The sequence below is a fragment of the Vibrio mytili genome (assembly GCF_049563345.1).
Classification (GTDB): Bacteria; Pseudomonadota; Gammaproteobacteria; order Enterobacterales; family Vibrionaceae; genus Vibrio; species Vibrio mytili.
The window spans coordinates 1,161,146-1,184,825 of the sequence record NZ_CP110481.1 but is presented as its reverse complement, the minus strand read 5'-3'; the positions used below and the strand labels follow the sequence as shown (position 1 = coordinate 1,184,825).

Sequence of the window (23,680 nt, the reverse complement as noted above, 5' to 3'; positions counted from 1 at the left end):
AAGATTGCATTGCAGGCTTATTAATTTAAATCAAAAAGTTATCGAACATTTTAACCAGCTATAATGACCCGTTATTTACTACGACTGGTATTACCTACGCCCTGCACTTTTGCGCAGTTCAAAGTCAAACTCATCCGGAAACAGAACAACGCCTTCCTCATTTTGATTTGGAAATACAACAACAGACAACTCATCGTCTTCTAATCCCACAGTCCAGCGACTGTGCCACTTATTAAGAGAAATGGCTTCAGGCTCGCACTGCTCCCACTCTCCTGTCGCCCATTGCTGTGCAAATTCTTGATTTGGCCACACCGGAACACAATCGTCTTCTTCAGTATTCAACATGACGCAACCATGTTCATCTTTTAGGATCCAAACTTTTCGATTCGTCACGATCTCTTTTATACAGTATTTTAATCGTTGTTCTTCATTGTAACGATTGATCGTATCCATCTGCTGTTGGGTTAGTGCCTCGGACATGTTTGCCTCCTGTCTAAGCATAGAAAAATGCCCGCAATTAAGCGGGCATTAAAAGTATATGGCAATAGTAAAATTACGCTAATTCAGCTTGAAGCCAAGGCCAACCTTGCTTCTTACGGCTTAGCGTGTTTTCCATCATGAGCATGCCGTCTTTCTCGTGCTTAACAAGCTTCTCTGCCCACTCACCTTTGTAAAGCAGACGAGTTTGTGCCGTCGTGATGTCTGTTAACATTACAGCCGCAAATGCTAATGAGTCGTTTGCACAACGCGCTTCTAGGTCCGCTTCTAGTGCTTCGATCATACCATCAACTTGCTCTAATGTTGCAAGCTCAACCTGACCTACTACTACGTCACGACCGTTGAATGGGTAACCTTTAAGGTCTTTTTCAACAAGCTCAGCCGCAGATAGACCTTCGATGTTTGTCTTAGCAATCAGAAGATCTTTAGTAAATGCGTCAACATCTTGTACGTCTGCGATGACCGCTAGCTCAGCTACGGCATCTTTGTCTTTTTGTGTACAAGTTGGAGAAGCAAAACCTACTGTGTCAGATAGAATTGCAGACATCATTAGCTTAGCGATTTGTGGAGTGATCGCATGACCTTCAATCTGGAACATGTTGAATAGAACCGTGTTCGTACAACCCACTGGCCAAATCCATGCTTCCATTGGGTTTACTGTCATCACATCACCTAAACGGTGGTGGTCAACAATACCCGCGACTTCTGCTTCAGCGATGTCATCAGGTGCTTGCGCTAGATCTGAGTAATCAACCAACCAAACGGTTTCACCTGCGACTGAGGTGCGTAATTCCGGCACTTCTGCACCCGCCACTTCTAAGATGTGCTGAGTTTCACGGTTAATTTCGCCCTGACGAATTGGCATCGCTTCAACGCCACGCGCTTTAAGAAGTTCAGTTGCAACGAGTGCACTACAAATACTGTCACTGTCTGGGTTCTTATGACCTACAACTAGAATCATGTCTCTTCCTATCCAAGTCAATTTTATACGCTGCCTAATACAGTTAATTAGGGCGTGTTTGCTCACAAAGGCCGATACTTTACCTGATTTGAGAGTGTTTGACACGAAGAAAAGTACGCTTTACTAGCACTAATGAATCCTAGCGATACGCTCAGCGACGTATTTCTTAATTACCTTCTTTGTCATCCGATTAATGAGTCTTTCGTTAGAGCCTAGCTTTGCTCCCCTTAAAAAATACCAGCCCGAAGGCTGGTATTTCGATTTATATAAATTGCGTTACTTAAGCAACTTCGATTGGCCCACCGAATGAAGTCACTGGCGGTACTTTGCCGGTGAACTTCTCGAAGTCTACGATACATGTGTTTGCAGAAGTCGCCTGTGCAAGCTCAGAAGAACCGATGTCTTGCGTGAGCGTATTAGGGTCACCATAGGTACAGATTGCGCCCTCTTTCTCGTTTAGAGGACCGTACCATGCACCTTCTTCGATACGAATAACGCCACGTGGGTAGCTATCAGTGAGAACAGCACCAGCTAGTAGCTGACCACGGCCATTGAATACGCGTACCAAGTCCCCGTCTTTAATGCCTTTGGCTTTTGCATCAATTGGGTTGATATAAACGGGCTCACGACCTTGTACTGAGTACGTCGCTCGAAACTCTTCTGATTCACACATTTGAGAGTGTAGACGCTTGTCCGGGTGACAGGACTGTAACCAGAATGGGAATTTATCTGATCCCGGGCCACCATGTGAGCGTTCTGATTTTTCGAACCACATTGGGTGCTCTTGACAGTGCTCATAACCGTAACGACCGATCTTACGCGAAGTAATCTCAATAAAACCTGAAGGTGTTCCAAGTGGATTTATCTCCGGGTCTTTACGGAAATCGGCATGACGAACCCAAGGTTTACCCTCGCCAAAGTCCAGCACACTCTTTTCCCAAAACTCGTTGAATTCCGGCATCTCGAATTTGCCTTCATTGGACTTTTTACACTCGTTATATAGGCTCTCGATCCATTCCATTTCACTCATACCACGAGTGTATTCTTCACGACGACCAAAACGTTGCGTCAATTCACTCATAATCTGGAAGTCAGGCTTCGATTGGAATAGAGGGTCTACCAAACGATGCATAGCCACCAGCCCACGGCTTGAGTATGAACCGTACACGTCAATGTCGTTACGCTCCCACTGAGTACAGGCAGGTAGCACGATATCCGAGAAACGACAGGTTGCCGTCCAAGCAAATTCAATTGTCACCACGGTTTGCAGCTTCTTGAATGCTTTTTTCATACGGTTACGGTCTTGGTGGTGATGCCAAGGGTTACAGCCTGATATCACCATCATTTTGAAATCTGGCAGTGTCACTTTACCACCGTTGTAATTGATCTCTTTGCCTGGTTCTAAAAGCGCATCAATCCAACGCGCAACCGGTATAGTACGGCTGTAACCATTAAAATCGTTATTGTCCCACTTTGGCTTCATACCTTGATCTAAGTTGCGAGGGAAACCGCCAGGGCCAGCAAAGCCTGTCGATGGAACACCAATACTTGAGTAGTGGTGGCCATAAGAAATACCACCGCCAGGTAAACCAATCTGACCCACCATGGCAGCAACAACCGCAGCAGCCCAGTATGGTTGCTCACCGTGCTCTTGGCGTTGAATACACCAACCCATTAGAATCTGGGTACGTCCGTTAACCAACATACGAGCAAATTCGCGGATCTGTTCTGCTTTTACACCACAAATTGGCGCAGCCCATTCCGGTGTTCTCTCAACTTTATCTTTTGTTTTACCTTGTACGTATTGAATAAATTCTTCGAAGCCAAGACAGTAAGTTTCGATGAATTTCTTATCGTACAAGTCCTCGTTGTAGAGCACGTGAGCGACAGCCAGCATGAAAGCAACGTCGGTCAGAGGGTTAATGTACAGATGGTCATTTTCTAAATAGCGTTGTGTCTTGTTTTTCACAGGATCAACAGATAGAACGTTGATCTCGCCTTTCGCTATTTTTTCTTTGAGCTGCTCCAAATATTTGAATGATTCATGTGTTTCGCAGTTCCAGCCCACTTGTAGGTTTTTCACTGGGTCATTGGCCCACAAAACAATATTGTCTGAGTTTTCTAAGATTTCTGACCAAGACGTACCCTGAGCATAAACCTCTGTCGACCCCAGAACGTAAGGCATGATAGTTTGACCAGCGCCCGTCGAGTAGTCTCCTACTTTAGTGATGAAGTTACCATGCATGCCTACGGCACGTTGCATATGTGCGGTACAGTTGTTAAAAGCACCCGTTTGGTTCCAGCCAGTTTGACCCGCATGCAGTGCCCATGGCCCATACTCTTTTTGCACACGTTCGAGTTCACGATAGAACAAGTCGAGCGCTTCGTCCCATGTCACACGAACAAAACGGTTGTTGCCGCGTGTATCAGCACTGTACTTGTGCTTTTTCAGCCAATCCAAGCGAACCATAGGGTAACGAACACGTGATGGACTGTAGATAATACCCTTAATCCCGTTCAGCATGTCTGTTGGGTTTTTATCGAGCTCTAACGGTTTGATCTCTTGAACTTTACCCGCATAGATGTGGGCACGAAACGCTCCCCAGTGAGAGCCAGTTACTTTCCAAGTTCCTGTTGATTCAACCGCATTTGCCGAAGCTGACGCCAATAAGCTCGGACCGATAACTGACGCTGCGCTTGTGGTTGCGACACCTTTAAGAAAACTTCTTCGCGTAATAGCCATTTAAATTACTCCAATCCGACGCTTATTAGTGGTGACCTTCAGCATAATCTGAAGAGTGCTTCTGTAGATATTTCAAGATCAGCGCTTCACTGTCCGTATCTAGGTTTACGAACGCCATCATGCCGTCGAACATTCCTGGCCAAGTGTTCGCATCAAAATGCTCTTCTGCTGGTTGGGTATGACATACAGAACAGTTTTTCTTATACGCTTCGCGAGATTTTTCCCAAACAGGATTGATGTCATTCAGCATCGATTCTTTCTTAATCCAAACTTTCGCTGCCACCTCTTCCCATGGCAGACCCGTCAACTCATCAACACGTCGTTCGCCTGTCGTCACAATGTTGCTATCCGAAGAAGCTTCTTTAAGTAGAGATGCCGTGGCAATGTTTTTACCAAATTCTTCTTGAATAACACGACCAAAACCTTTCGCTTTACGCCATCCATCAATTTCAATTTCGATAAAGTCGCCTTTTTCGTCGAGCACTTTGACGGATGATGCAGGGTTTAGAAGACCCGCCTCTTTCGCGCCTTGATCATCAAAATAAATAGGTAAGTGACGTATACTGACTAACTGTTGTTCAACCGCATAATCTGTATCTGACGTCATTTGTTCTAGATCACCAACAATTCCGCCAACACTGTCCATACCTTCAGGAAGGTGGTGAGCAATCCCCTTATGGCAGTCGACACAGCTTTGATCTTTTTCAGCGGCTTGTTTCATTTGAATACGAGCCGTTGGTGACATTTGCTCAAAGTCCATCGAGTCATAGTTGTGGCAGTTTTTACACTCTAACGATTTATTGGCAGAAAAACGGTCCCACTCATGTTTCGCGAGCTCTATACGTCGCGCTTCAAAAACACCTGGCTCGTCATAGTTGCCAAAGACTTGTGCAAACACTTCTTTCGACGCTTGCATTTTTCGCGCGATTTTATCTGTCCAGTTATGAGGGACGTGACAGTCTGGACAGGTAGCGCGTACGCCAGAGTGGTTTTTCCAGTGAACGGTCTCTTGCAGTTCCACATACACGTTGTCTCGCATCGTGTGGCAGCTGATACAGAACTCTTCTGTGTTGGTCGCTTCCAATGCCGTGTTGAAGCCGCCCCAGAAGATAACGCCAGCGATAAAGCCACCCATAGTCAGCACACCTAAGCTGATATGCACGGCTGGGCGTGTCATCGTACGCCACAGTTTCATGATTAATGATTTCATTATTTGCTCTCTTAAAATCTTTTCAAAATGTGGTTAGAACCTCAAAGGCTCACATGCCGTGCCCACCAGGAGGACCAAAGAAAAATACTTGCAACATCCAAACGATGAATCCGTAACCGCCTACAAACCCGACACTTAAAATTGGAAAGAGAACAACCGTAATGAAAAAAAATGACTTCCACTCTAAAGAGCGTTTTTCATTCCCTTCTATTTTATTAACATCACTCATACATTTACCTATTTTGTATCCAGTGCTATTTCACAGCCTGTTTATTCAGGCTCCGTTTTTTACAATCTATAATGGAAAATGTTAAGCGACATTATGAGTTCAATACAATGAAATAAACCCTGCTAAACCCAGTAATTTCGAACTTTTTTGAGCTCATCCGGAGATGTGTTTAATTGCATTTTTTTATGAAAAAACATGAACAGATGTGAAAAAATAATCGAATTACAAACTTGTTAAATGACCAACAACAAATAAACAAAAATAACATTTGCTTGCTATTCGATATCAGAAATATTCCGCTTAACAACGGTTAGATTTCGAAAAATGTAACAAGAATGATAAAGGAACATTAGCAAATCAATGTGCGCAAGACGCTCTGAATCCTGCCTCACGACTTCGTTTGGGTATATAAATATAACGACCATTTTTCTAGCAAGTCATGTCAAAATGTACGTTAATATACGCAAAAAAAGGCAAAGTACAGGGTACCAACCCAGGAAAGATAAAAAGGAGTAATGATGGACAGTGTGGTTGATATAAGTTGGTTTAAGCTCGTGATGTTCAGCTCAGTTTTAGTCATACCTTTTGCAATGAACATTCGCTACAAGTTGGGCATTGCTAGAGATACCGCTGTCAGTGTAATTCGTATGGTCATCCAGTTGATACTCATTGGCGTATACTTAGAATACCTTTTTCAGCTCAATAGCTTACTGATCAACATACTTTGGTTAACGATTATGCTCGTCGTTGGTGCAAGCACCATCGCCAGTAAAGCTCATTTACCCCGTCAACCATTAATGCTACCTCTTTTAAGTGGTTTAATTTGTGGTCTGTTTCCACTTCTTATCGCAATGATAGTAGGGTTGGTCCGCCCGGCACCTCTTTATAACGCCCAATACATGATTCCACTTGCTGGTATGTTACTGGGAAACAGTTTGAGCAGTAATATTATCGCGTTGCAAAATCTATTTACCGCATTCGAAGAACGAAAATCTGAGTATGAAGCCGCTATTTCACTAGGTGCGGCACCGAAGTATGCCGCACTTCCTTTTGTCCAAGAAGCGCTGAGAAAGTCGCTAGCCCCTACTCTTGCCTCGATGACGACCACTGGCCTTGTGACACTTCCTGGCATGATGACAGGACAAATTCTGGGCGGAGCCAGTCCAATGGTAGCCATTAAATACCAATTGGTGATCATGTTGGCGATTTTCGTCATGCTCAGCATTTCTGTGGTTATCACGTTAGAAATGACATTGAAATGCGTTCAAACCAAGGAAGGCCGTATTAAAATAAAAATTGTCCGAAAAAACTCGAAAAAGTAACCACACAGTGTCTAGCTGTAACTGTATCATTTTATAAACTTTTTAGGCTGTTATAGATACCCACGGCCTTTGGTACAGGTTATCCACAGAAAATGTGGATAAGCAGCCAAAGTGGATACGCAACCATAAACCCAATCGCGATAATGAGTCACCTTAGCCTTGAAATGAGATGGTCATATTTTGATCAATAACCTGTCATATTCTAATTCTAAAGTAATCTGCGTAATGGAGTAATGGAGTGCTCGTCATGGATGTATTAATGATTACTGGTAGTAGCGATAAATTTCTATCTGAAAAACAAGTAGATTGGCTCGTACAAGAACCTCAAGAAATGACTTCACAGTGGATTCCAAAAGATTATGGAATCAATGAAGAGTTAATTTAGCGCTGTATGTAAATAGTGGCACAGGGAAATAATAACGAGTTAACAAAAGACTGGGCTGATAAATAAGATATTAAAGTGCTCAAAAACCGGCATAAAATCGCTAGTCCAAAAACGGAACAGCACTCATATATTCAAGCAACCGATACTAAAAAGGCGAGCATTTGCTCGCCTTTCTGATTATCTATGTTCTTAATCGCCACTATCGATTATTTTAGATGCTTGTTTTCGTCGCGTAAGAATATCATCCAATACCACATACCAACGAAAACACCGCCACCAATAATATTACCTATCGTCACAGGAATAAGATTATTCATTATGAAATCAATAATGTTTAAGTCAGCATAATCCGCAATATTTGCACCTGTCATCTGCCAAAATGATTCTGGCGCAAAATATTTAATACCAATTGCCATCGGCACTTGGAACATGTTTGCAACGCAGTGCTCAAAACCTGCAGAGACAAACATGGCAACAGGTAAAATCATCACCATAATCTTATCCGTCAATGTTCGCCCACTGAACGTCATCCAAACAGCGATACACACCAGAACGTTACACATTAGACCCAAAGCAACTGCCTGGAAAAAACCATGGTGCATTTTGTGCTGGGAAATGGCCATCGCATTTAAACCAACCTGACCACCATCAAACATATATTGCTTGGCTACCAGCATACAGCCTACCAGCATAATCGCCCCAGTCATGTTGCCGAAATACACGACGAGCCAGTTTTTAAACAGTGCCTTCCAACTGATTTTGCCGCTTGCTCGCGCAACCAGAGTCAATACCGAACTAGTGAAAAGCTCGCCCCCTGTGACTACGACCAAAATTAAGCCTAAGCTGAACGCAAGCCCGCCCATCAAATGAGTCAAGCCCCAAGGAAGATCCTGAGCGCCTGTCGTTACAGTGGTATAGAAAATAAAAGCAATACCAATATGCAAGCCGGCAGAAATAGCCAACAAGAAAGATTTTATTGGTGCTTTTGTTGCTTTACCCACACCGGCTTGAGCAGCACGCTCTGCAGCCTGAGGTGGCAATAATGAGTCAAACTGATTAAAGTCCATTGCTACGTTACATTTAGAAACAATTAGGGAGGCGGGATAATCGCTCCATTCTGATTGTTTTTCAAGGTGTATTTAACGTGTTCACTAAAAGTATTGAAAATGAGATCCCAAAGTATTGCAAATGAGATCCAAAATCAAGAACCTCTCTACTACCTAACCATTAAGCTGTCATTGATATTTAACAATAATACCGACATTCGGATAAAAATCCCGCTTTATATCAGCCTGATAGGAATATAGTTAACACTTCTCACGCTTACGTGTTGCCCAACGCTTGTTTTAAGTCTAGCTTGGATAAAAAAGCACAAAGGAATAATTTATGAAATTTTCAGCTGAACACCTCGCCGAGTTGAACCTTCTTCTGCAATTTGATTTAAGTAGCGCAGCCACGGGCATCAAAGTTCATAAAGATGCATCAGAAGAGGCTCAGTTAGCAGTGACACGTCTTTATGAGAAGCAACTTTGCACACTGCCCGATGGTGGTTACTTAACCGATGAAGGCATTGAAGTCGCAGAGCATGCAGAAAAAGTACTACGAGTTCTGACTCAATAAGATTCTTCGATTATTTTTCCCTCAACAATCAATGCCACCTTTATTGGTGGCTTTTTGATTTGTACTCCAGAAACTTATACTCTCGGTGATAAAAGGTAATACACATTTTTTCGTCAACGCTTACATGGTAATGACACCAATAAACCTAAAAGGGAAATCTCAAATGGCAAATACATTGATTGTTGGTGCAGGTTGGCTTGGAGCACCATTGGCTCAGTCGTTAGAAAATGACGGATGTTCAGTTGTCGTCACCCGACGCACGCAAGAGAGGCTAGATGAACTGCCCTCAGAGTTAACTCACGCAGCCCTACTCGACCTGAATCAGGCGAACGCCGCTCAGCAACTTAGCGACTTGATTCAGCAACACCAAATTGATTCTATTCTTGGTACGTTTCCACCGGGGTTTCGTAAGGGTGGAGGCCAAGAGTATGCACAGCAGTGGAAGACACTCGCGTCCGTAGCTAAGCAGAGTAACGTTAAAAAACTGCTTATGATCAGCTCAACAACCGTCTACCCGACTCTGCCATTACCAATGACTGAAAACATGGCTTCACTTAACTTAGCCCTCAATAGCAGCGATTTTTCTGATAATGCCCGGATCATGCTCGAAGCAGAACAACATGTCATCGATTCAGGTGTGAATTTTGTGATTCTGCGTTGTAGTGGTTTGATTGGCCCGAATCGCCACCCAGCTCGCTTCGCGACAAGATTGAAGCAAGTGAGCCAAAATGCCCCAGCCAATATGCTGCATCTAGACGATGCAATCGGTGCCGTTACATTTGCTTTGCAAAAACTGGATAATCAAATCGTCAATGTCACAGCGCCACACACCGTTAGCAAGGCTGAGTTTTATCAAGCTGCGATCAATAAAAGTGGTGACGATATTCCGCTTCCCCCCATAAACGATATTGCTGACAAGCACATCTTGGCTGATAAGCTGACCTCGCTTGGGTATCAATTTCACTTTAATTCGACATTGGATGCACTTTGAGCTTTAAACCACTATGAAAATTTACCAACACATCGAGACGCTGTGGAAGTACATGCAGCTACAGCATCGACTTCAACCCGCCGACTGCTTGCTGGTAATGTGCAGCAACGACGAACGTGTCGCTGAACATTCCGCTAAACTGTACCTGCAAGGTTTGGCCCCTTTAGTCATCTTCTCAGGTGGTGAAGGCCGATTCACCGAGGGTTTGTTTGATAACAGTGAAGCTGAAACATTTGCGGATATCGCGCACGCATGCGGCGTTCCTGTCGATGCAATACTAATGGAAACGCAATCGACAAACAGTGGCGAGAATGTACGTTTTACTGAACAGCTACTGAAAGAGAAAAACATACACTGCGACTCGTTCATTTTAGTCCAAAAGCCGTTTATGGAACGTCGGGCGATCGCGACATTTGAAAAGCAATGGCAATTACCATACCGTCAGGTACAAGTCAGCTCAACGGCTCACCCGTTCTTTGAGTATTTCAATGAGGAAATGCCACTAATGATGGTGTTAGAAGCGTTAATGGAAGACTATGTACGCATCAAAACCTATCCAGATAAAGGATTTCAAACCTTTCAACCCATTCCAGAAGAGGTCGAGGCTGCTTATCAAACACTGCATCAACAATTTGGGTTTGGATCTTCGTAAGTATACGTTTGATTAAACGCAACCAATTCAGCTTCAGGCAATAAAAAACCACCAAGACTGGTGGTTTTTTATAATGCGTAACGCACACGACAGATTATTTGCCCATAGCTTCTTTGTAGTGCTGACGACAAACAGAAACATATTTATCGTTACCGCCAATCGCCACTTGGTCGCCTTCGTTAATCGCAACGCCATTTTCATCGGTGCGGATAACCATGTTTGCTTTACGGCCACAGTGACAAATTGTTTTTAATTCAACCAACTTATCTGCCCAAGACAATAAATACTTACTACCCTCAAATAGCTCTCCAAGAAAATCAGTACGAAGTCCATAGCACAACACTGGAATATGCAATTTATCGACAACTTCAGTCAATTGGTATACTTGTTCTTTAGTTAAGAACTGGCATTCATCAACTAGAATACAGTGAAGTTTTTGAGCGTCATTTAATGCTGCTATTTCTTGCTGAAGATTGGTGTCTTCACGAAACAAATGGGCGTCCGACTGCAAGCCAATACGTGAGCTAACTTTACCTACCCCAAAGCGGTCATCAAGCGCGGCAGTAAATATGACGGGAGTCATACCACGTTCTTGATAGTTGAAAGAAGACTGAAGAAGAGTCGTTGATTTACCCGCATTCATCGCCGAGTAATAGAAATACATCTGAGCCACAGTGCATTACCTGAAGTTAAAGTGTTTAATTTATGGGAATGGAAAATAAAAGGGCTGAAGTATCAGCCCTTTAAAAAGAAAATTCAATTACTTACGACGCCACGTCGTGCCATCAGGACCGTCTTCAAGCACAATGCCCATTTCAGTCAATTTGTCACGCGCCATGTCGGCATTTGCCCAATCTTTTGATGCACGAGAGTCGTTACGCAACTTGATCAGCGCTTCAATTTCCGCCACTTCGTCATCATTACCAGCATCGCCTTTTAAGAACGTTTCTGGGTTTTGATGCAAAATGCCGATCACGTCAGCAAGTTCACGCATTAGCGCACCCAGCTCACTCGCCTTTTCTATGTTTTCAGTTTTAAGGCGGTTGACTTCACGAGCCATGTCAAACAGGACTGAGTAAGCTTCAGGGGTATTAAAATCATCGTTCATGGCATTGGTGAAACGAGAAACATATTCCTCACCACCAGCAGGAGCCGCTTTGAGATCCAGACCACGAAGCGATGTGTATAAACGTTCAAGCGAAGCACGCGCTTGGTTCAAGTTATCTTCACTGTAGTTGAGCTGGCTACGATAATGGCCAGACATTAGGAAGTAACGAACTGTCTCTGCGTCGTAATGACCAAGTACATCACGAATGGTAAAAAAGTTACCCAGCGATTTAGACATTTTTTCTCTGTCCACCATCACCATACCACTGTGCATCCAAGTGTTCACATACTGAGTATCATGTGCACAGCATGACTGAGCAATCTCGTTTTCGTGGTGTGGGAACTGAAGATCAGAGCCACCACCGTGGATATCAAAATGATCACCGAGAATAGACGAATTCATTGCCGAACATTCAATATGCCACCCCGGACGACCAGGGCCCCACGGTGACTCCCATGTTGGTTCACCTGGTTTAGACATTTTCCAAAGCACAAAGTCTAGCGGGCTGCGTTTCGCAGTTTCGATATCTACGCGCGCACCGGCTTGTAGCTGGTCTAAATCCTGTTTAGACAACTTGCCATATTCGCTAAATTTACCGACTTCAAACATCACGTCGCCATTATCCGCAACGTAAGCGAAACCACGTTGAATTAGCTTTTGAACGAGTTCGATAATTTCAGGAATAAATTGGGTTGCACGGGGTTCTATATCTGGACGCTTCATATTAAGTGCATCAAAGTCGGCGTGCATTTCACCAATCAGTCGCTCGGTTAGAGAATCACAAGACTCACCATTCTCAGCTGCTCGTTTGATGATTTTATCATCAATATCTGTGATATTACGTACAAATGTAAGATCGTAACCTAAGTAACGTAGGTAACGTGAGACAACATCAAAAGAAACAAACGTGCGTCCGTGACCGATATGACAGAGATCGTAGATGGTAACTCCACAGACATACATGCCCACTTTACCGGCTGTAATGGGTTTGAATTCCTCTTTCTGTCTTGTGAGTGTGTTATATATCTTTAACATGATCTCTATCTACGATTGTGAATGAATACAAGAACGTTGAGTATACCAATTCCAACCTTGCTAGGTATATAGAAAATCACCGATAAAACGATAATCGACTAAACTTCAAGCATATACCCAAGTCAGTTCGAGATGATCGGGGATAAAAGTCTAATTTTATTCCTGATGCGTTTTGCACGTACTGCAACTTGAGCTAGAATCTCTGGCTCAACACAACACAGTAAAGGAAAGTAGCATGATCACCCTTCACACTAATTTTGGTGACATCAAGATTCAACTAAACGAAGAAAAAGCGCCAGAAACAAGCGCAAACTTCCTACAGTACTGCCGCGATGGCTTTTATGACAACACGCTTTTCCACCGTGTTATTGACGGTTTCATGGTGCAAGGTGGCGGTATGGAATCTGGTTTACGTGAAAAAGCAACACGTGCCCCTATCAAGAACGAAGCAAACAACGGCTTAAGCAACAAAGTCGGCACACTTGCTATGGCTCGTACAATGGAACCGCATTCAGCGAGCTCTCAGTTTTTCATCAACGTAAATAACAATACTTTCCTAGATTTCCGTAGCGAAAGTCTAGATGGCTGGGGTTACTGTGTATTTGCTGAAGTTGTTGACGGCATGGACGTGGTTAACCAAATTAAAGGCGTTAGCACTGGTTCATACGGCATGCACCAAGATGTACCGCTAGAAGACGTAGTCATCACAGGCACAACAATCGAAGAGTAATTCATCCTAATTATTCCCAACAAATAAGTTGATGGGGAGGCTCCGCCTCCCCTTATTTATATGACGACACTATTTATTTCAGATCTCCACCTTACACCGTCACGTCCGGACATTACGCAATGTTTCGTGACCTTTATGCGCACCGAAGCTATCACTGCTGATGCACTCTATGTTCTAGGTGACCTGTTTGAGTTTTGGGTTGGGGATAACGATAAAACGCCCTTTGCCGACCTTGTTCGAGCAGAGTTCAAACGACTCACGCAACTTGATGTACCGGTGTATTTTATTCAGGGAAATCGAGACTTTCTATTAGGTAAACGTTTTTGCCAACAAACTGGCGTAACGCTCCTGGATGATGTGTGTACGGTTGATCTCTATGGCACTAAAGCCGTCATCCTACATGGTGATACGCTCTGCATTGATGATGTGAATTACCAAAAATTTCGTAAAACCGTTCATCTGCCGTGGCTACAATGGCTGTTTAATCATATTCCGTGGTTTATAAAGAAAAGAATTGTTGCTAAAGTCCAATCCGATATTCGAGCAGATAAAAGTACTAAAACCATGGATATTATGGACGTGAACCCAACTGAGGTATCACGCGTTATGCTACAACATGGGGTCGATGTGATGATTCATGGTCATACCCATCGTCCCAATACACACTTTTTTGAAGTCAACGGCAGTAAAAAGACGCGCATTGTATTAGGCGACTGGTATGAACAAGGCTCAGTATTAAAAGTGACTAGAGACGGGTTTGAGCTACAAAATCGACCTTTTACATCATAATTTTCGTAAAAGATGTCGGTAGAGTAGAAGATTCTGATTGATGACATAGAAATTTTATAGAAATTCGTTATCATCAAATCACCAATTTAAATGGAACGATGTACCAATTGAAGTATTCTTACGTAGCGCGCCAACCAATATTGGATAGAGAAAAGCGAACCGTCGGTTATGAATTGCTTTTTAGAGACGGACCTAAAAATACCTTCCCCGAAGTAGAACCTGAACTGGCGACCAGTAGGCTGCTTTCTGAGCATTTTTTGTCGACCCATTATGATACGTTAGGAAACAAACTCGGATTCGTTAACTTCCCTTATCAAAGTTTAGTGAATCTTGTCCCAACGCTTTTTCCTAAAGAATTACTGGTTATCGAAGTGCTCGAAGATTGTCAGCCAACAGAAGAGCTGCTTGAGGCCATTAAGCACCTACACGCTTGTGGCTACCGCATCGCGCTCGATGATTTCGTACCAGCACCTGAGTGGAAAAAGTTTCTCCCTTACGTTTCCATCATCAAATTTGACATTCGTTCACTGCAAATTGGCAAAGCCGCGATTTACATTCAAAGCTTGAGTAAGTTAAATATTGAATTTCTTGCTGAAAAAGTAGAAACATACGATGAATTCAAGCAAGCACACGAAGCAGGGTTTCATTACTTTCAAGGCTACTTCTTCAGTAAGCCTGAGATGATCCAGAAAAAGAGTTTAAAGCCTTCGTTTCTGACCGTTATTCAGCTATGTAAAGCCATTGCAGATACAACCATCGATTTTGATGAAGTTGAGCGATTGTTTTCCATCGATGTAACTTTGTCATATAAGTTGCTGACTTACGTCAACTCCGGCTATTCACTGTCAACTAAGATAAAGTCGTTCAAACAAGCACTCGTTTATCTGGGTGAGGACCGCTTGCGCCGATTCATTTCATTGGTCGCAATCGCGTCCGTCCAAGAAGACAAGCCTGACTCTCTCTATGCGCTAGCTATACAACGAGCACGGATATGTGAGCTACTGCTTACTCAAATGAAAACAAGTTACGATCCCGGGCAGGCATTTCTGACCGGTATGTTTTCGCTACTGGGTTCATTACTCGACCAACCGCTCTCCGACGTGGTGAAAGACATTCCAGTAGATGAAGACATTAAGCGCGCATTAATCGACAGAAAGGGCGTGCTTGGGCATGTGCTATCTATGACGATTGCTTATGAACACGCAGATTGGGAGTTAACCGAAAAGTATTGCACTGCACTCAAGTTAAAAGAAGAACAATTGGTTGATGCAGTCAATCAGTCCACTGCTTGGACACAAGAGCTCCTCTCTCAACCTCCTGAATAACCACAAGCCTCACGATGGATAATCAAGTGAGGCCTCAACCACATGAGATCCCTATGATGGCCTCTTCTTGTCCTTGCGGTTCAAACCGTAGTTATCAGCAATGTTGTGAAATTGCACACAAAAACCACGCAGATGTGACGACGCCAGAGCAGCTAATGCGTTCGCGCTACAGTGCTCATGTTTTGGGTCTGACCGATTATGTTGTCGCGACTTATCATCCTAGTTGCCATGCAGAAGAGCAACGCGAAGGGATAGCGCAATCGATTGATAGCGATTGGTGTCAACTAGACGTTATTGACGTTCAGCTCGGTAGCGATGAGAACGAAGGATTTGTAGAATTCAGTGCCTACTTTAACGAAGATGGTCACCGCTATTGCCTCAGTGAGCGTTCACGATTCATAAAAGAAAACGGGCTTTGGTACTACATTGACGGCATCTTCCCGCCAGAACAAGAACCAGATCAGGATCCTCGCCTGAGTCAACCTGTAAGTTCGCTAAAAGTGGGTCGTAATGATCCATGTATTTGCGGGAGTGGTAAGAAGTTTAAGAAATGTTGTGGGTGAGAAAGAAAGGTTCTAGGTCCTAGGTCCTAGGACCTTTCTTTACCTAGGACCTTCCAAGTATTCCACAAGTGGGGAGTTTGCCGTTAAACACAGAAGTTTCAGCGAACTCCCCTAGGACCTTGTTTTCTACTTGTGACGCTCTTTCAGCTTGTTAACAACATCGTTCATCGACAAGCCTTGATCTTGTAGTAAAACCAACAAGTGGTAAATCAAATCTGCAGATTCACACACTAGTTCCGCCTTATCACCCGACGTCGCCGCAAGCGCGACTTCAACGCCTTCTTCGCCCACTTTTTGCGAAATACGTTTGGTGCCACGGGCATATAGGCTGGCAGTGTAGGAAGAGTCTGGGTCGGCACTCTTGCGGGCAGCCAGTAACTGCTCAAGTTGATGAAGCCACACCATTTGAGACTCTTCTTGTGCATCACCGTCCCAACACGTTGTCGTTCCAGTGTGACACGTTGGGCCAATTGGGTTTACTTTAACTAGCAAGGTATCATTGTCACAATCCAACGCCATATTGACCAACTGCAGAACATTCCCTGACGTCTCCCCCTTGGTCCAAAGACGCTCTTTGGTTCGAGAGAAAAACGTCACTTGACCAGTTTCACCGGTTTTTTCTAGCGCGTCTTGGTTCATGTAGCCCATCATCAGCACTTGACTAGACTGGAAATCTTGCACAATAGCAGGTACTAAACCACCCACCTTATCCCAGTTGATTCGCTGCTGTAACGAACTTACTTCGGTGGCTGCAAAACTCATACTCGTACCTCTACACCTTGTTGTTTTAAATATTTTTTCAACTCGCCAATATTAATGACTTGTTTATGGAATACCGACGCCGCCAGTGCACCATCGACATTCGCTTTTTGGTAAGCGTCTGCAAAGTGTTCCATTGCGCCCGCACCGCCTGATGCGATCAACGGTACCTTGCACACTTCACGTACCATGTTTAACTGATCGAGATCGTAGCCATTGCGAACGCCATCTTGGTTCATCATGTTTAACACAATTTCGCCAGCGCCACGTTTTTGTACTTCCTGAACCCAGTCTCGAGTTTCCCACTGCGTCGCTTTTGTGCGTTCTTCGTCACCCGTAAACTGATAAACCTGATATTTGCCAGTGTCTTTGTCGTAGTATGAATCAATACCCACAACGATGCACTGCACGCCAAATTTATCCGCCAAATCGGTAATAAGCTGTGGGTTTGCCAGTGCTGGCGAGTTTATCGACACTTTATCTGCGCCGAACTCTAAAATTCGAGCGGCATCTTCCGCTGACTTAATGCCACCAGCAACACAGAAAGGAATATCAATCACTTCTGCAACGCGCTTAACCCAACTTTTATCGACAACGCGGCCGTCACTGGATGCGGTAATGTCATAAAATACGAGTTCGTCTGCGCCTTCTTCTGCATAGCGCTGAGCAAGAGGAACGATGTCGCCGATGATCTCGTGGTTACGGAACTGAACGCCCTTCACTACTTGACCATCGCGTACGTCAAGACATGGGATTATTCGCTTTGCCAACATGCAAATGCCTCCTCTGCTGTGAACTTACCGTCTAGGAGTGCACGACCAACAATGACGCCCGAAACTCCGCTGCCTTTTAACGCTTCGATGTCAGCCAATGAGCCTATGCCACCGGAAGACTGGAATTGAACTTGTGGGTATTGCTTACAAAGATCCACGTACAGCTCAACATTTGAACCTTCTAGCGTACCGTCACGTGAAATATCAGTACAAAGAACATGCTTCAGCCCCACCGTCAGATAGTCGTTGATCAATGCTTCAATGGTGACACCTGAATCTTCTTGCCAGCCAGATATCGCAACTTTACGCACACCATCCGCGTCGATGTTGATGTCCAAAGCAAGTACGATTTTCTCCGCGCCGTACTTTTCCATCCAACCTTTCACTAACTCCGGCTGTTTGACCGCCGTCGAACCTACAACAACACGTTGTGCGCCCGCTTCAAGCAAGTCAATCACATCTTGCTCACTTCGTACACCACCACCGATTTGTATGTTGGCTGGCGTACTTGCTAACAGCTTGGCAATTAGGTCAAGTTGACGTGCAGAAGTGTCTTTCGCACCCGTTAAATCCACTAGGTGTAGCCAATCCGCCCCCGCTTGATGATACAAATTGAATTGTTCTGCTGGGTCTACTTTGTATTCGGTAACTTGGCCGTAATCACCTTGATAAAGGCGTACCACCTGTCCTTCAATTAAATCTAGAGCTGGAATAATCACACTCAATTCCTTTTTATAATTCTAAGAAGTTTTGAATAAGCTTCGCGCCCGCTTTTGAAGAACGCTCTGGATGGAATTGCACACCATAATAGTTACCACTCTGAACTGCCGCTGTGAACGGGTTACCATAGTCACATTCTGCAATAGTGTAGTCGCCAACAGGCATGGCAAAACTGTGCACGAAGTAGAAGTACTCACCTTCTTCAATGCCTTTGAAAAGCGGGTGCCCAGGTGTGGCTGAAACCGTATTCCATCCCATGTGAGGCAGTGGTAAGTCGCCCGTTTGGAGGAGTTTAACTTCACCATCACACAAGCCCAAGCATTCGACTAGTTCATCCGCTTTCTGTCCTTTTTCTTGCGACACTTTACCTAGCAACTGCATACCAAGACAAATGCCGAGCAATGGCTTTTCAACCTGCTTAACCAAAGTGATAAGGTCACGTTCTTCAAGGTTCTTCATCGCTTCACTTGCTGTTCCTACACCCGGTAAGAAAAGCTTGTCTGCTGATAACACCACTTGTGGATCCTTTGAAACGGCAACATCGTAGCCAAGACGTTCAATCGCAAATCTCACCGAAGAAACGTTGGCACAACCTGTATCGATAATGACAACTTTTTGATCTGTCACTGTATTCATCTCCTGTCAAAACCTTTAGTGCGGATTAAAGAACGCCTTTACTGCTTGGCAGCTCGTTGCCTTCAACTTTGATTGCTTGGCGTAAAGTACGACCGAACGCTTTAAACAGACTTTCAATGATGTGATGGTCGTTATCACCAGCCGAAGAAAGGTGCAGCGTACAAGCAAGCGTGTCAGTTAAAGAACGGAAGAAATGAACGACCATTTCCGTAGACAGGTCACCAACTTGTTCTCGACCGAAATCTGCCTCGAATTTAAGGTAAGGACGGCCTGATAAGTCTAATGCGCACTGAGCAAGACATTCATCCATTGGTAAGCTAAAACCAAATCGGCCGATGCCTCGTTTGTCGCCCAGCGCTTCTTTTAGTGCTTGACCCAAGGCCAGTGCGGTATCTTCAACGGTGTGGTGATCATCGATGTGAAGATCCCCTTTCACCTTACATACCATTTGAAAACCACCGTGCGTTGCAATCTGATCGAGCATATGGTCAAAAAAGCCCATTCCTGTCGAGATATCGTTTCCACCTTGCTCGTCAAGATTAACCGTAACCTTGATATCGGTTTCTTTAGTCGTACGAACCACTTCTGCGACGCGGGCTTTGACCGTGAGGTCTTTCAAGATTTTTTTCCAACCCATTGTCTCTGGATTGTACTGAATACCACGAATGGCCATATTTTCAGCAAGCTGAAGATCCGTTGCTCTATCGCCAATCACTACAGAGTTTTGGAAGTCGACTTTTCCACCCTGAAGATAGTCTTTTACCATGCCAAGTTTTGGCTTGCGGCAAGAACAATTATCTTCTTCAAAGTGAGGACAAATCAAAACATCATCAAACTTGACGCCTTGAGATTCGAAAATCTCCATCATCATGTTGTGTGGTGCATCGAAGTCTTCCTGCGGATAACTGTCCGTACCAAGACCGTCTTGGTTCGTGACCATAACGAGTCGGTATCCGGCATCCTGTAACGCGAGCAGGCTTGGAATCACATACGGCTCTAGTTTTAGTTTATCTAAACGGTCAACTTGAAAATCGATCGGCGGCTCAACAATCAGTGTGCCATCACGGTCAATGAAAAGGATTTTTTGTTGTTTGCTCACTAGAACATCCTTATTGCTAATCTTGTAAAACCCTCACATCAACGTGAGGGCAATGTATACTTTACGAACTTATACTTTACGAGTAGTAGTTCCGAATAAAACCAAGTGTTTTCTCACACTCATCACGACTACCGATGCTGATACGCACACAATTTTCAATGGGTGAGTTACGAAGAATGATTCCCGTATCCCATGCAGCTTTAAACAGTGCATCGCCATCTGGGAATTTCACAAGCAAGTAATTGCCCCAACCTTCAAATACTTGAAGCCCTTGAATCATTGATAACCCGACTTGTAAGTAAGCTCGATTCGCATTGAGGTCGAGGACCTGAAACTTAGCTCGTGCCAGCCCTGCCTCTGAAAGGGCTTGAACAGCAATATCAGCAACAGGAATTGGCACTGGATAAGGGGCGATCACTTTAAGCAGAACGTTAATCAGCTCTTCATTTCCTAGAGTAAATCCACAGCGCAGACCCGCGAGCGCAAACGCTTTAGATAGCGTACGTAAAATAGCGAGATTTGGGTATTGTTCAAGCAAGTCGACGGTAGAAGCTTCAGGACAAAAATCGATGTAGGCCTCATCCATCACGACAATGGCGCGATCTTTTGTCATTTCAAGCAATGAAACGATATCTTCTCGCTTAACCAAATTACCGGTCGGGTTATTTGGCGAACAAACAAATACGAGTTTGACGTTGTCGAGGTTAGCTTCAATGCCAGCGAGATCCAACTGCCACTCTGAAGTCAGCGGAACGGTTTTACGCTCTACACCAATCGTCTCAGCACTAATCGCATACATACCGTAGGTAGGCGGACAGTAGAGAATCGCATCTTCTCCAGGCTCACAGAATGCACGAATTAACAGTTCAATCCCTTCATCCGCACCGCGTGAGGTTAGCGTTTGTTCTGGCTTTACACCAGCGTACGCCGCATAAGCTGCGATCAGTTCTTGAGGTTGACACTCACTGTAACGATTGAGACGAGCAAAATCCGTTTTATAATCATTGTCAAATGGCGACTCGTTTGCGTTGAGCCACACATCACCACTACCACCAATTCGGCGAGCCGACAAATAAGGTGTCAGTTGTTGAACTTGTTTACGTGCTAGCTTTTCCATTTTATTCGCCTTCTTGTTACTTATTCGCCAGCTTCTCGACGCGGATGGTTACCGCACGTTTGTGCGCATCCAAGCCTTCTGCTTCTGCCATAGTGACAACCGTTGGAGCTAAATTTTTAAGCCCTTCTTCTGAGAGTTCTTGCACCGTCATTCTTTTCGAGAAATCAGCTAAACCTAGACTCGAATAAGTACGCGTATAACCGTATGTAGGCAGAACGTGGTTGGTTCCCGATGCATAATCACCTGCAGACTCCGGAGACCAGTTCCCTAAGAAGATAGAACCAGCGTTGTCCAATAATGGCAGCAATTCACGAGGATTTTTGGTTTGTACGATTAAGTGCTCAGGACCGTAGTAGTTAGAGATTGAAACCGCTTGAGTCAATGACTCAGAGATAATGATCAGACTTGAAGCCAGTGCTTTCTCTGCGATGTCCGCACGAGATAATTGTTTTAACTGGCGTTGTACAGCGTCCGTGACTTGATCGGCAATAATGGCAGATGGTGTAACAAGGACAACTTGTGAGTCAGGTCCGTGTTCCGCTTGGCTAAGAAGGTCTGCAGCAATAAAATCAGCGTCTGCGGTGTCATCAGCAAGCACCAATACTTCCGATGGGCCTGCTGGCATATCAATAGCGGCACCTCGGAAATCGTTACTCACTTGGCGTTTTGCTTCCGTGACATACGCATTACCAGGACCGAATATTTTATCGACTTTAGAAACCGTTTCAGTGCCGTAAGCCATGGCAGCGACAGCTTGACCACCACCAACGTTATACACTTCATCAATACCGCAAAGCTTTGCGACATATAGGATTTCGTCAGCGATCGGCGGCGGAGAACAAAGAACCACCTTTTGGCATCCTGCGATCTTAGATGGCACCCCAAGCATCAGCACGGTTGATGGCAACGGCGCACTACCACCTGGAATATACAAACCCACCTTCTGAATAGGTCGAGTTATCTGCTCACACACCACACCTGGCTGAGTTTCGACTCTAAGCGCTTGCGGGATTTGAGCTTTATGGAACTTGGCGATGTTTGCGTAAGCCTGCTCCAACGCTTCTTTCATTTGCTCGGATAGACGTTCGGACGCATCATTAATTTCTTGGGACGACACTCGAATAGAATCGGGTTTCACGCCGTCAAACTTCTCTGTTAACTCAGTAAGAGCCGCGTCTCCTTCACTACGAACTTTTTTTATTACCTCAGCAACCGCTGCGGTAATGTTCGCACCTTCTGTAATGGCTGGACGCTCTAAAATAGCATCTTGCTGTGCTTCACTCAGTGATTGCCAAACAACCGTTCTCATCTCGATTACTCCATCATTTTTTCAATTGGTAACACTAAGATAGAGCTTGCGCCCAATTCTTTTAGCTGCTCCATTGTTTCCCAGAACAAATTCTCAGAGCTCACCAAGTGAACCGCCATTTTTTGCTTGTCTGACGATAATGGTAATACGGTAGGGTCTTCTGCGCCTGGCAATAGTGCTTTAATTTGCTCAAGCTTCTCTGCTGGAGCGTGTAACATGATGTATTTCGATTCTTTCGCCTGTTGAACACCGTGCATACGAGTAAGTAGCTTTTCGATTAGCGCTGTTTTATCTGCATCGAATTCGCCCATACGTTGGATAAGTGTTGCCTTTGATTTAAAAATCACTTCTGCTTCTTTTAAACCATTCGCTTCTAGCGTCGCCCCTGTTGATACTAAATCAGCAATCGCATCTGCAAGGCCTGCACGTGGCGCAACTTCTACAGAACCTGTAAGCATACAAGTAGAGAATGGTACACCCGCTTCATCCATGTACGCTTTAAGCAGGTGTGGGTAGGTTGTTGCAATACGTTTCCCCGCTAAATCTTGTGGTCCGTTGTATTCTTCATCTTTGTTGATAGCGATAGACAAACGACAACCACCAAAGTCAAGGCGACGAAGTTGGACAAACTCACATGCCTCGCCCTGTGCTTTGCGATCTAAACGCACTTCTTCTAGCTCGTTTTCGCCAATGAAGCCTAGGTCAACGACACCGTCCATTACCAAACCAGGAATGTCGTCGTCACGTACGAGCAACAAATCAATTGGCATATTTTCTGAATGAACCACAAGGCGCTCACCCACCAGATTAAATTTAACACCACATTGTTTAAGTAAAGCTTGGCTTTCTTTGCTCAAGCGACCTTTTTTCTGGATTGCAATTCTTAAGCGTTGTTTTTGCATTAGTTTGTCCTTGTGTAACAAATTGATAATTAAGTATTTTTTAAACCAAAAAACGAAAAAACCCTCGGAAGATGTTAGTCTCCCGAGGGTTTAAATCTAAAATTCTTTGGATTTTTAACCTCCGGGAGTTTCCTGCCTCCCGGGTATGCGTACATCTCCCGAAAGACTACCTTGGGTGATGATGGTGATGAATGTTCATGACGA

Annotated in this window: 25 protein-coding genes and 1 other annotated feature; of the genes, 9 read left to right on the top strand and 16 right to left on the bottom strand. The window is 44.4% G+C overall.

The genetic code is table 11. The features are described from left to right. Positions 1-90: 90 nt before the first annotated feature. The 5 genes from ONE56_RS05535 to torE all read right to left on the bottom strand — a co-directional run bounded on the left by ONE56_RS05535 (position 91) and on the right by torE (position 5,641). Positions 91-480, bottom strand: a complete 390-nt coding sequence (locus ONE56_RS05535; protein ID WP_423840369.1) for a DUF2750 domain-containing protein — start codon at positions 478-480, stop codon at positions 91-93. A 73-nt stretch (positions 481-553) separates the two neighbouring features. Continuing rightward, entirely contained in the window at positions 554-1,459 is a 906-nt protein-coding gene (locus tag ONE56_RS05530; protein WP_041156582.1) for a manganese-dependent inorganic pyrophosphatase, read from the bottom strand. A gap of 280 nt (positions 1,460-1,739) precedes the next feature. Continuing rightward, on the bottom strand, positions 1,740-4,202 hold the full coding sequence (torA, locus tag ONE56_RS05525) for a trimethylamine-N-oxide reductase TorA (protein WP_423840368.1): 2,463 nt from the start codon (positions 4,200-4,202) through the stop codon (positions 1,740-1,742). Positions 4,203-4,227: 25 nt separating this feature from the next. Next, positions 4,228-5,412, bottom strand: a complete 1,185-nt coding sequence (gene torC / locus ONE56_RS05520) for a pentaheme c-type cytochrome TorC (protein WP_423840367.1) — start codon at positions 5,410-5,412, stop codon at positions 4,228-4,230. Positions 5,413-5,461: 49 nt separating this feature from the next. Continuing rightward, complete coding sequence (torE, locus tag ONE56_RS05515; protein WP_331437994.1) at positions 5,462-5,641, bottom strand: trimethylamine N-oxide reductase system protein TorE; 180 nt, start codon at positions 5,639-5,641, stop codon at positions 5,462-5,464. A gap of 518 nt (positions 5,642-6,159) precedes the next feature. Between torE and ONE56_RS05510 the strand changes: the two genes are divergently transcribed. Continuing rightward, positions 6,160-6,963, top strand: coding sequence for an ABC transporter permease (locus ONE56_RS05510; RefSeq protein ID WP_041156585.1), 804 nt, complete (start codon positions 6,160-6,162; stop codon positions 6,961-6,963). 247 nt (positions 6,964-7,210) lie between these two features. Then, a complete protein-coding gene (locus tag ONE56_RS05505) occupies positions 7,211-7,348 on the top strand; it encodes a hypothetical protein (protein WP_423840366.1) in 138 nt (45 codons plus the stop codon). Between the two features lie 206 nt (positions 7,349-7,554). Here ONE56_RS05505 and focA read toward each other — a convergent pair whose 3' ends face one another. Then, positions 7,555-8,415: a formate transporter FocA gene (focA, locus tag ONE56_RS05500; protein WP_331437995.1), complete on the bottom strand. Its 861-nt coding sequence runs from the start codon at positions 8,413-8,415 to the stop codon at positions 7,555-7,557. A gap of 319 nt (positions 8,416-8,734) precedes the next feature. Between focA and ONE56_RS05495 the strand changes: the two genes are divergently transcribed. From ONE56_RS05495 to ONE56_RS05485, 3 genes are all read left to right on the top strand, one after another. Continuing rightward, positions 8,735-8,968 carry a TIGR02647 family protein gene (locus ONE56_RS05495; protein WP_041156586.1) on the top strand — a complete coding sequence of 78 codons (234 nt, stop codon included), beginning with the start codon at positions 8,735-8,737 and terminating at the stop codon, positions 8,966-8,968. Between the two features lie 163 nt (positions 8,969-9,131). After that, positions 9,132-9,959 (top strand): NAD-dependent epimerase/dehydratase family protein, encoded by an 828-nt coding sequence (locus ONE56_RS05490; RefSeq protein ID WP_041156587.1) that lies wholly within the window; start codon positions 9,132-9,134, stop codon positions 9,957-9,959. Positions 9,960-9,972: 13 nt separating this feature from the next. Then, positions 9,973-10,611, top strand: coding sequence for a YdcF family protein (locus ONE56_RS05485; protein WP_423840365.1), 639 nt, complete (start codon positions 9,973-9,975; stop codon positions 10,609-10,611). A gap of 94 nt (positions 10,612-10,705) precedes the next feature. Here ONE56_RS05485 and ONE56_RS05480 read toward each other — a convergent pair whose 3' ends face one another. Both ONE56_RS05480 and cysS read right to left on the bottom strand, forming a co-directional pair. Next, complete coding sequence (locus ONE56_RS05480) at positions 10,706-11,284, bottom strand: thymidine kinase (RefSeq protein ID WP_041156589.1); 579 nt, start codon at positions 11,282-11,284, stop codon at positions 10,706-10,708. Positions 11,285-11,371: 87 nt separating this feature from the next. Then, a complete protein-coding gene (cysS, locus tag ONE56_RS05475; RefSeq protein ID WP_331437998.1) occupies positions 11,372-12,754 on the bottom strand; it encodes a cysteine--tRNA ligase in 1,383 nt (460 codons plus the stop codon). Between the two features lie 235 nt (positions 12,755-12,989). On the opposite strand from cysS, the gene ONE56_RS05470 reads away from it, so the two are divergent. From ONE56_RS05470 to ONE56_RS05455, 4 genes are all read left to right on the top strand, one after another. Further along, positions 12,990-13,484 carry a peptidylprolyl isomerase gene (locus ONE56_RS05470; protein WP_041156590.1) on the top strand — a complete coding sequence of 165 codons (495 nt, stop codon included), beginning with the start codon at positions 12,990-12,992 and terminating at the stop codon, positions 13,482-13,484. A gap of 60 nt (positions 13,485-13,544) precedes the next feature. Further along, the gene (lpxH, locus tag ONE56_RS05465) at positions 13,545-14,273 is read left to right on the top strand and encodes a UDP-2,3-diacylglucosamine diphosphatase (RefSeq protein ID WP_041156591.1); all 729 of its coding nucleotides are present in this window, start codon (positions 13,545-13,547) and stop codon (positions 14,271-14,273) included. Positions 14,274-14,380: 107 nt separating this feature from the next. Beyond that, a complete protein-coding gene (locus ONE56_RS05460) occupies positions 14,381-15,598 on the top strand; it encodes an EAL and HDOD domain-containing protein (RefSeq protein ID WP_331438000.1) in 1,218 nt (405 codons plus the stop codon). A 56-nt stretch (positions 15,599-15,654) separates the two neighbouring features. Continuing rightward, positions 15,655-16,161, top strand: a complete 507-nt coding sequence (locus tag ONE56_RS05455; RefSeq protein WP_423840492.1) for a YchJ family protein — start codon at positions 15,655-15,657, stop codon at positions 16,159-16,161. Positions 16,162-16,287: 126 nt separating this feature from the next. On the opposite strand, the gene hisIE is transcribed toward ONE56_RS05455, so the two are convergent. From hisIE to hisG, 8 genes are all read right to left on the bottom strand, one after another. After that, entirely contained in the window at positions 16,288-16,923 is a 636-nt protein-coding gene (gene hisIE, locus ONE56_RS05450) for a bifunctional phosphoribosyl-AMP cyclohydrolase/phosphoribosyl-ATP diphosphatase HisIE (RefSeq protein WP_423840364.1), read from the bottom strand. Next, a complete protein-coding gene (gene hisF, locus ONE56_RS05445) occupies positions 16,920-17,693 on the bottom strand; it encodes an imidazole glycerol phosphate synthase subunit HisF (RefSeq protein ID WP_331438002.1) in 774 nt (257 codons plus the stop codon). Before hisF ends, hisIE begins: the two co-directional genes overlap by 4 nt. Further along, positions 17,675-18,412, bottom strand: coding sequence for a 1-(5-phosphoribosyl)-5-[(5-phosphoribosylamino)methylideneamino]imidazole-4-carboxamide isomerase (hisA, locus tag ONE56_RS05440; RefSeq protein WP_041156594.1), 738 nt, complete (start codon positions 18,410-18,412; stop codon positions 17,675-17,677). The genes hisF and hisA overlap by 19 nt, the downstream gene beginning before the upstream one ends. A 13-nt stretch (positions 18,413-18,425) precedes the next feature. Beyond that, positions 18,426-19,040, bottom strand: a complete 615-nt coding sequence (hisH, locus tag ONE56_RS05435; RefSeq protein ID WP_423840363.1) for an imidazole glycerol phosphate synthase subunit HisH — start codon at positions 19,038-19,040, stop codon at positions 18,426-18,428. A gap of 34 nt (positions 19,041-19,074) precedes the next feature. Continuing rightward, on the bottom strand, positions 19,075-20,148 hold the full coding sequence (gene hisB, locus ONE56_RS05430) for a bifunctional histidinol-phosphatase/imidazoleglycerol-phosphate dehydratase HisB (RefSeq protein WP_041156595.1): 1,074 nt from the start codon (positions 20,146-20,148) through the stop codon (positions 19,075-19,077). A 76-nt stretch (positions 20,149-20,224) separates the two neighbouring features. Further along, positions 20,225-21,265 (bottom strand): histidinol-phosphate transaminase, encoded by a 1,041-nt coding sequence (hisC, locus tag ONE56_RS05425; RefSeq protein WP_041156596.1) that lies wholly within the window; start codon positions 21,263-21,265, stop codon positions 20,225-20,227. Positions 21,266-21,281: 16 nt separating this feature from the next. After that, positions 21,282-22,574 (bottom strand): histidinol dehydrogenase, encoded by a 1,293-nt coding sequence (gene hisD, locus ONE56_RS05420; RefSeq protein ID WP_041156597.1) that lies wholly within the window; start codon positions 22,572-22,574, stop codon positions 21,282-21,284. A 5-nt stretch (positions 22,575-22,579) separates the two neighbouring features. Continuing rightward, positions 22,580-23,476 carry an ATP phosphoribosyltransferase gene (gene hisG / locus ONE56_RS05415; protein WP_041156598.1) on the bottom strand — a complete coding sequence of 299 codons (897 nt, stop codon included), beginning with the start codon at positions 23,474-23,476 and terminating at the stop codon, positions 22,580-22,582. Positions 23,477-23,528: 52 nt separating this feature from the next. Next, positions 23,529-23,667 (bottom strand) — a sequence feature (His leader region). Positions 23,668-23,680: the final 13 nt, after the last annotated feature.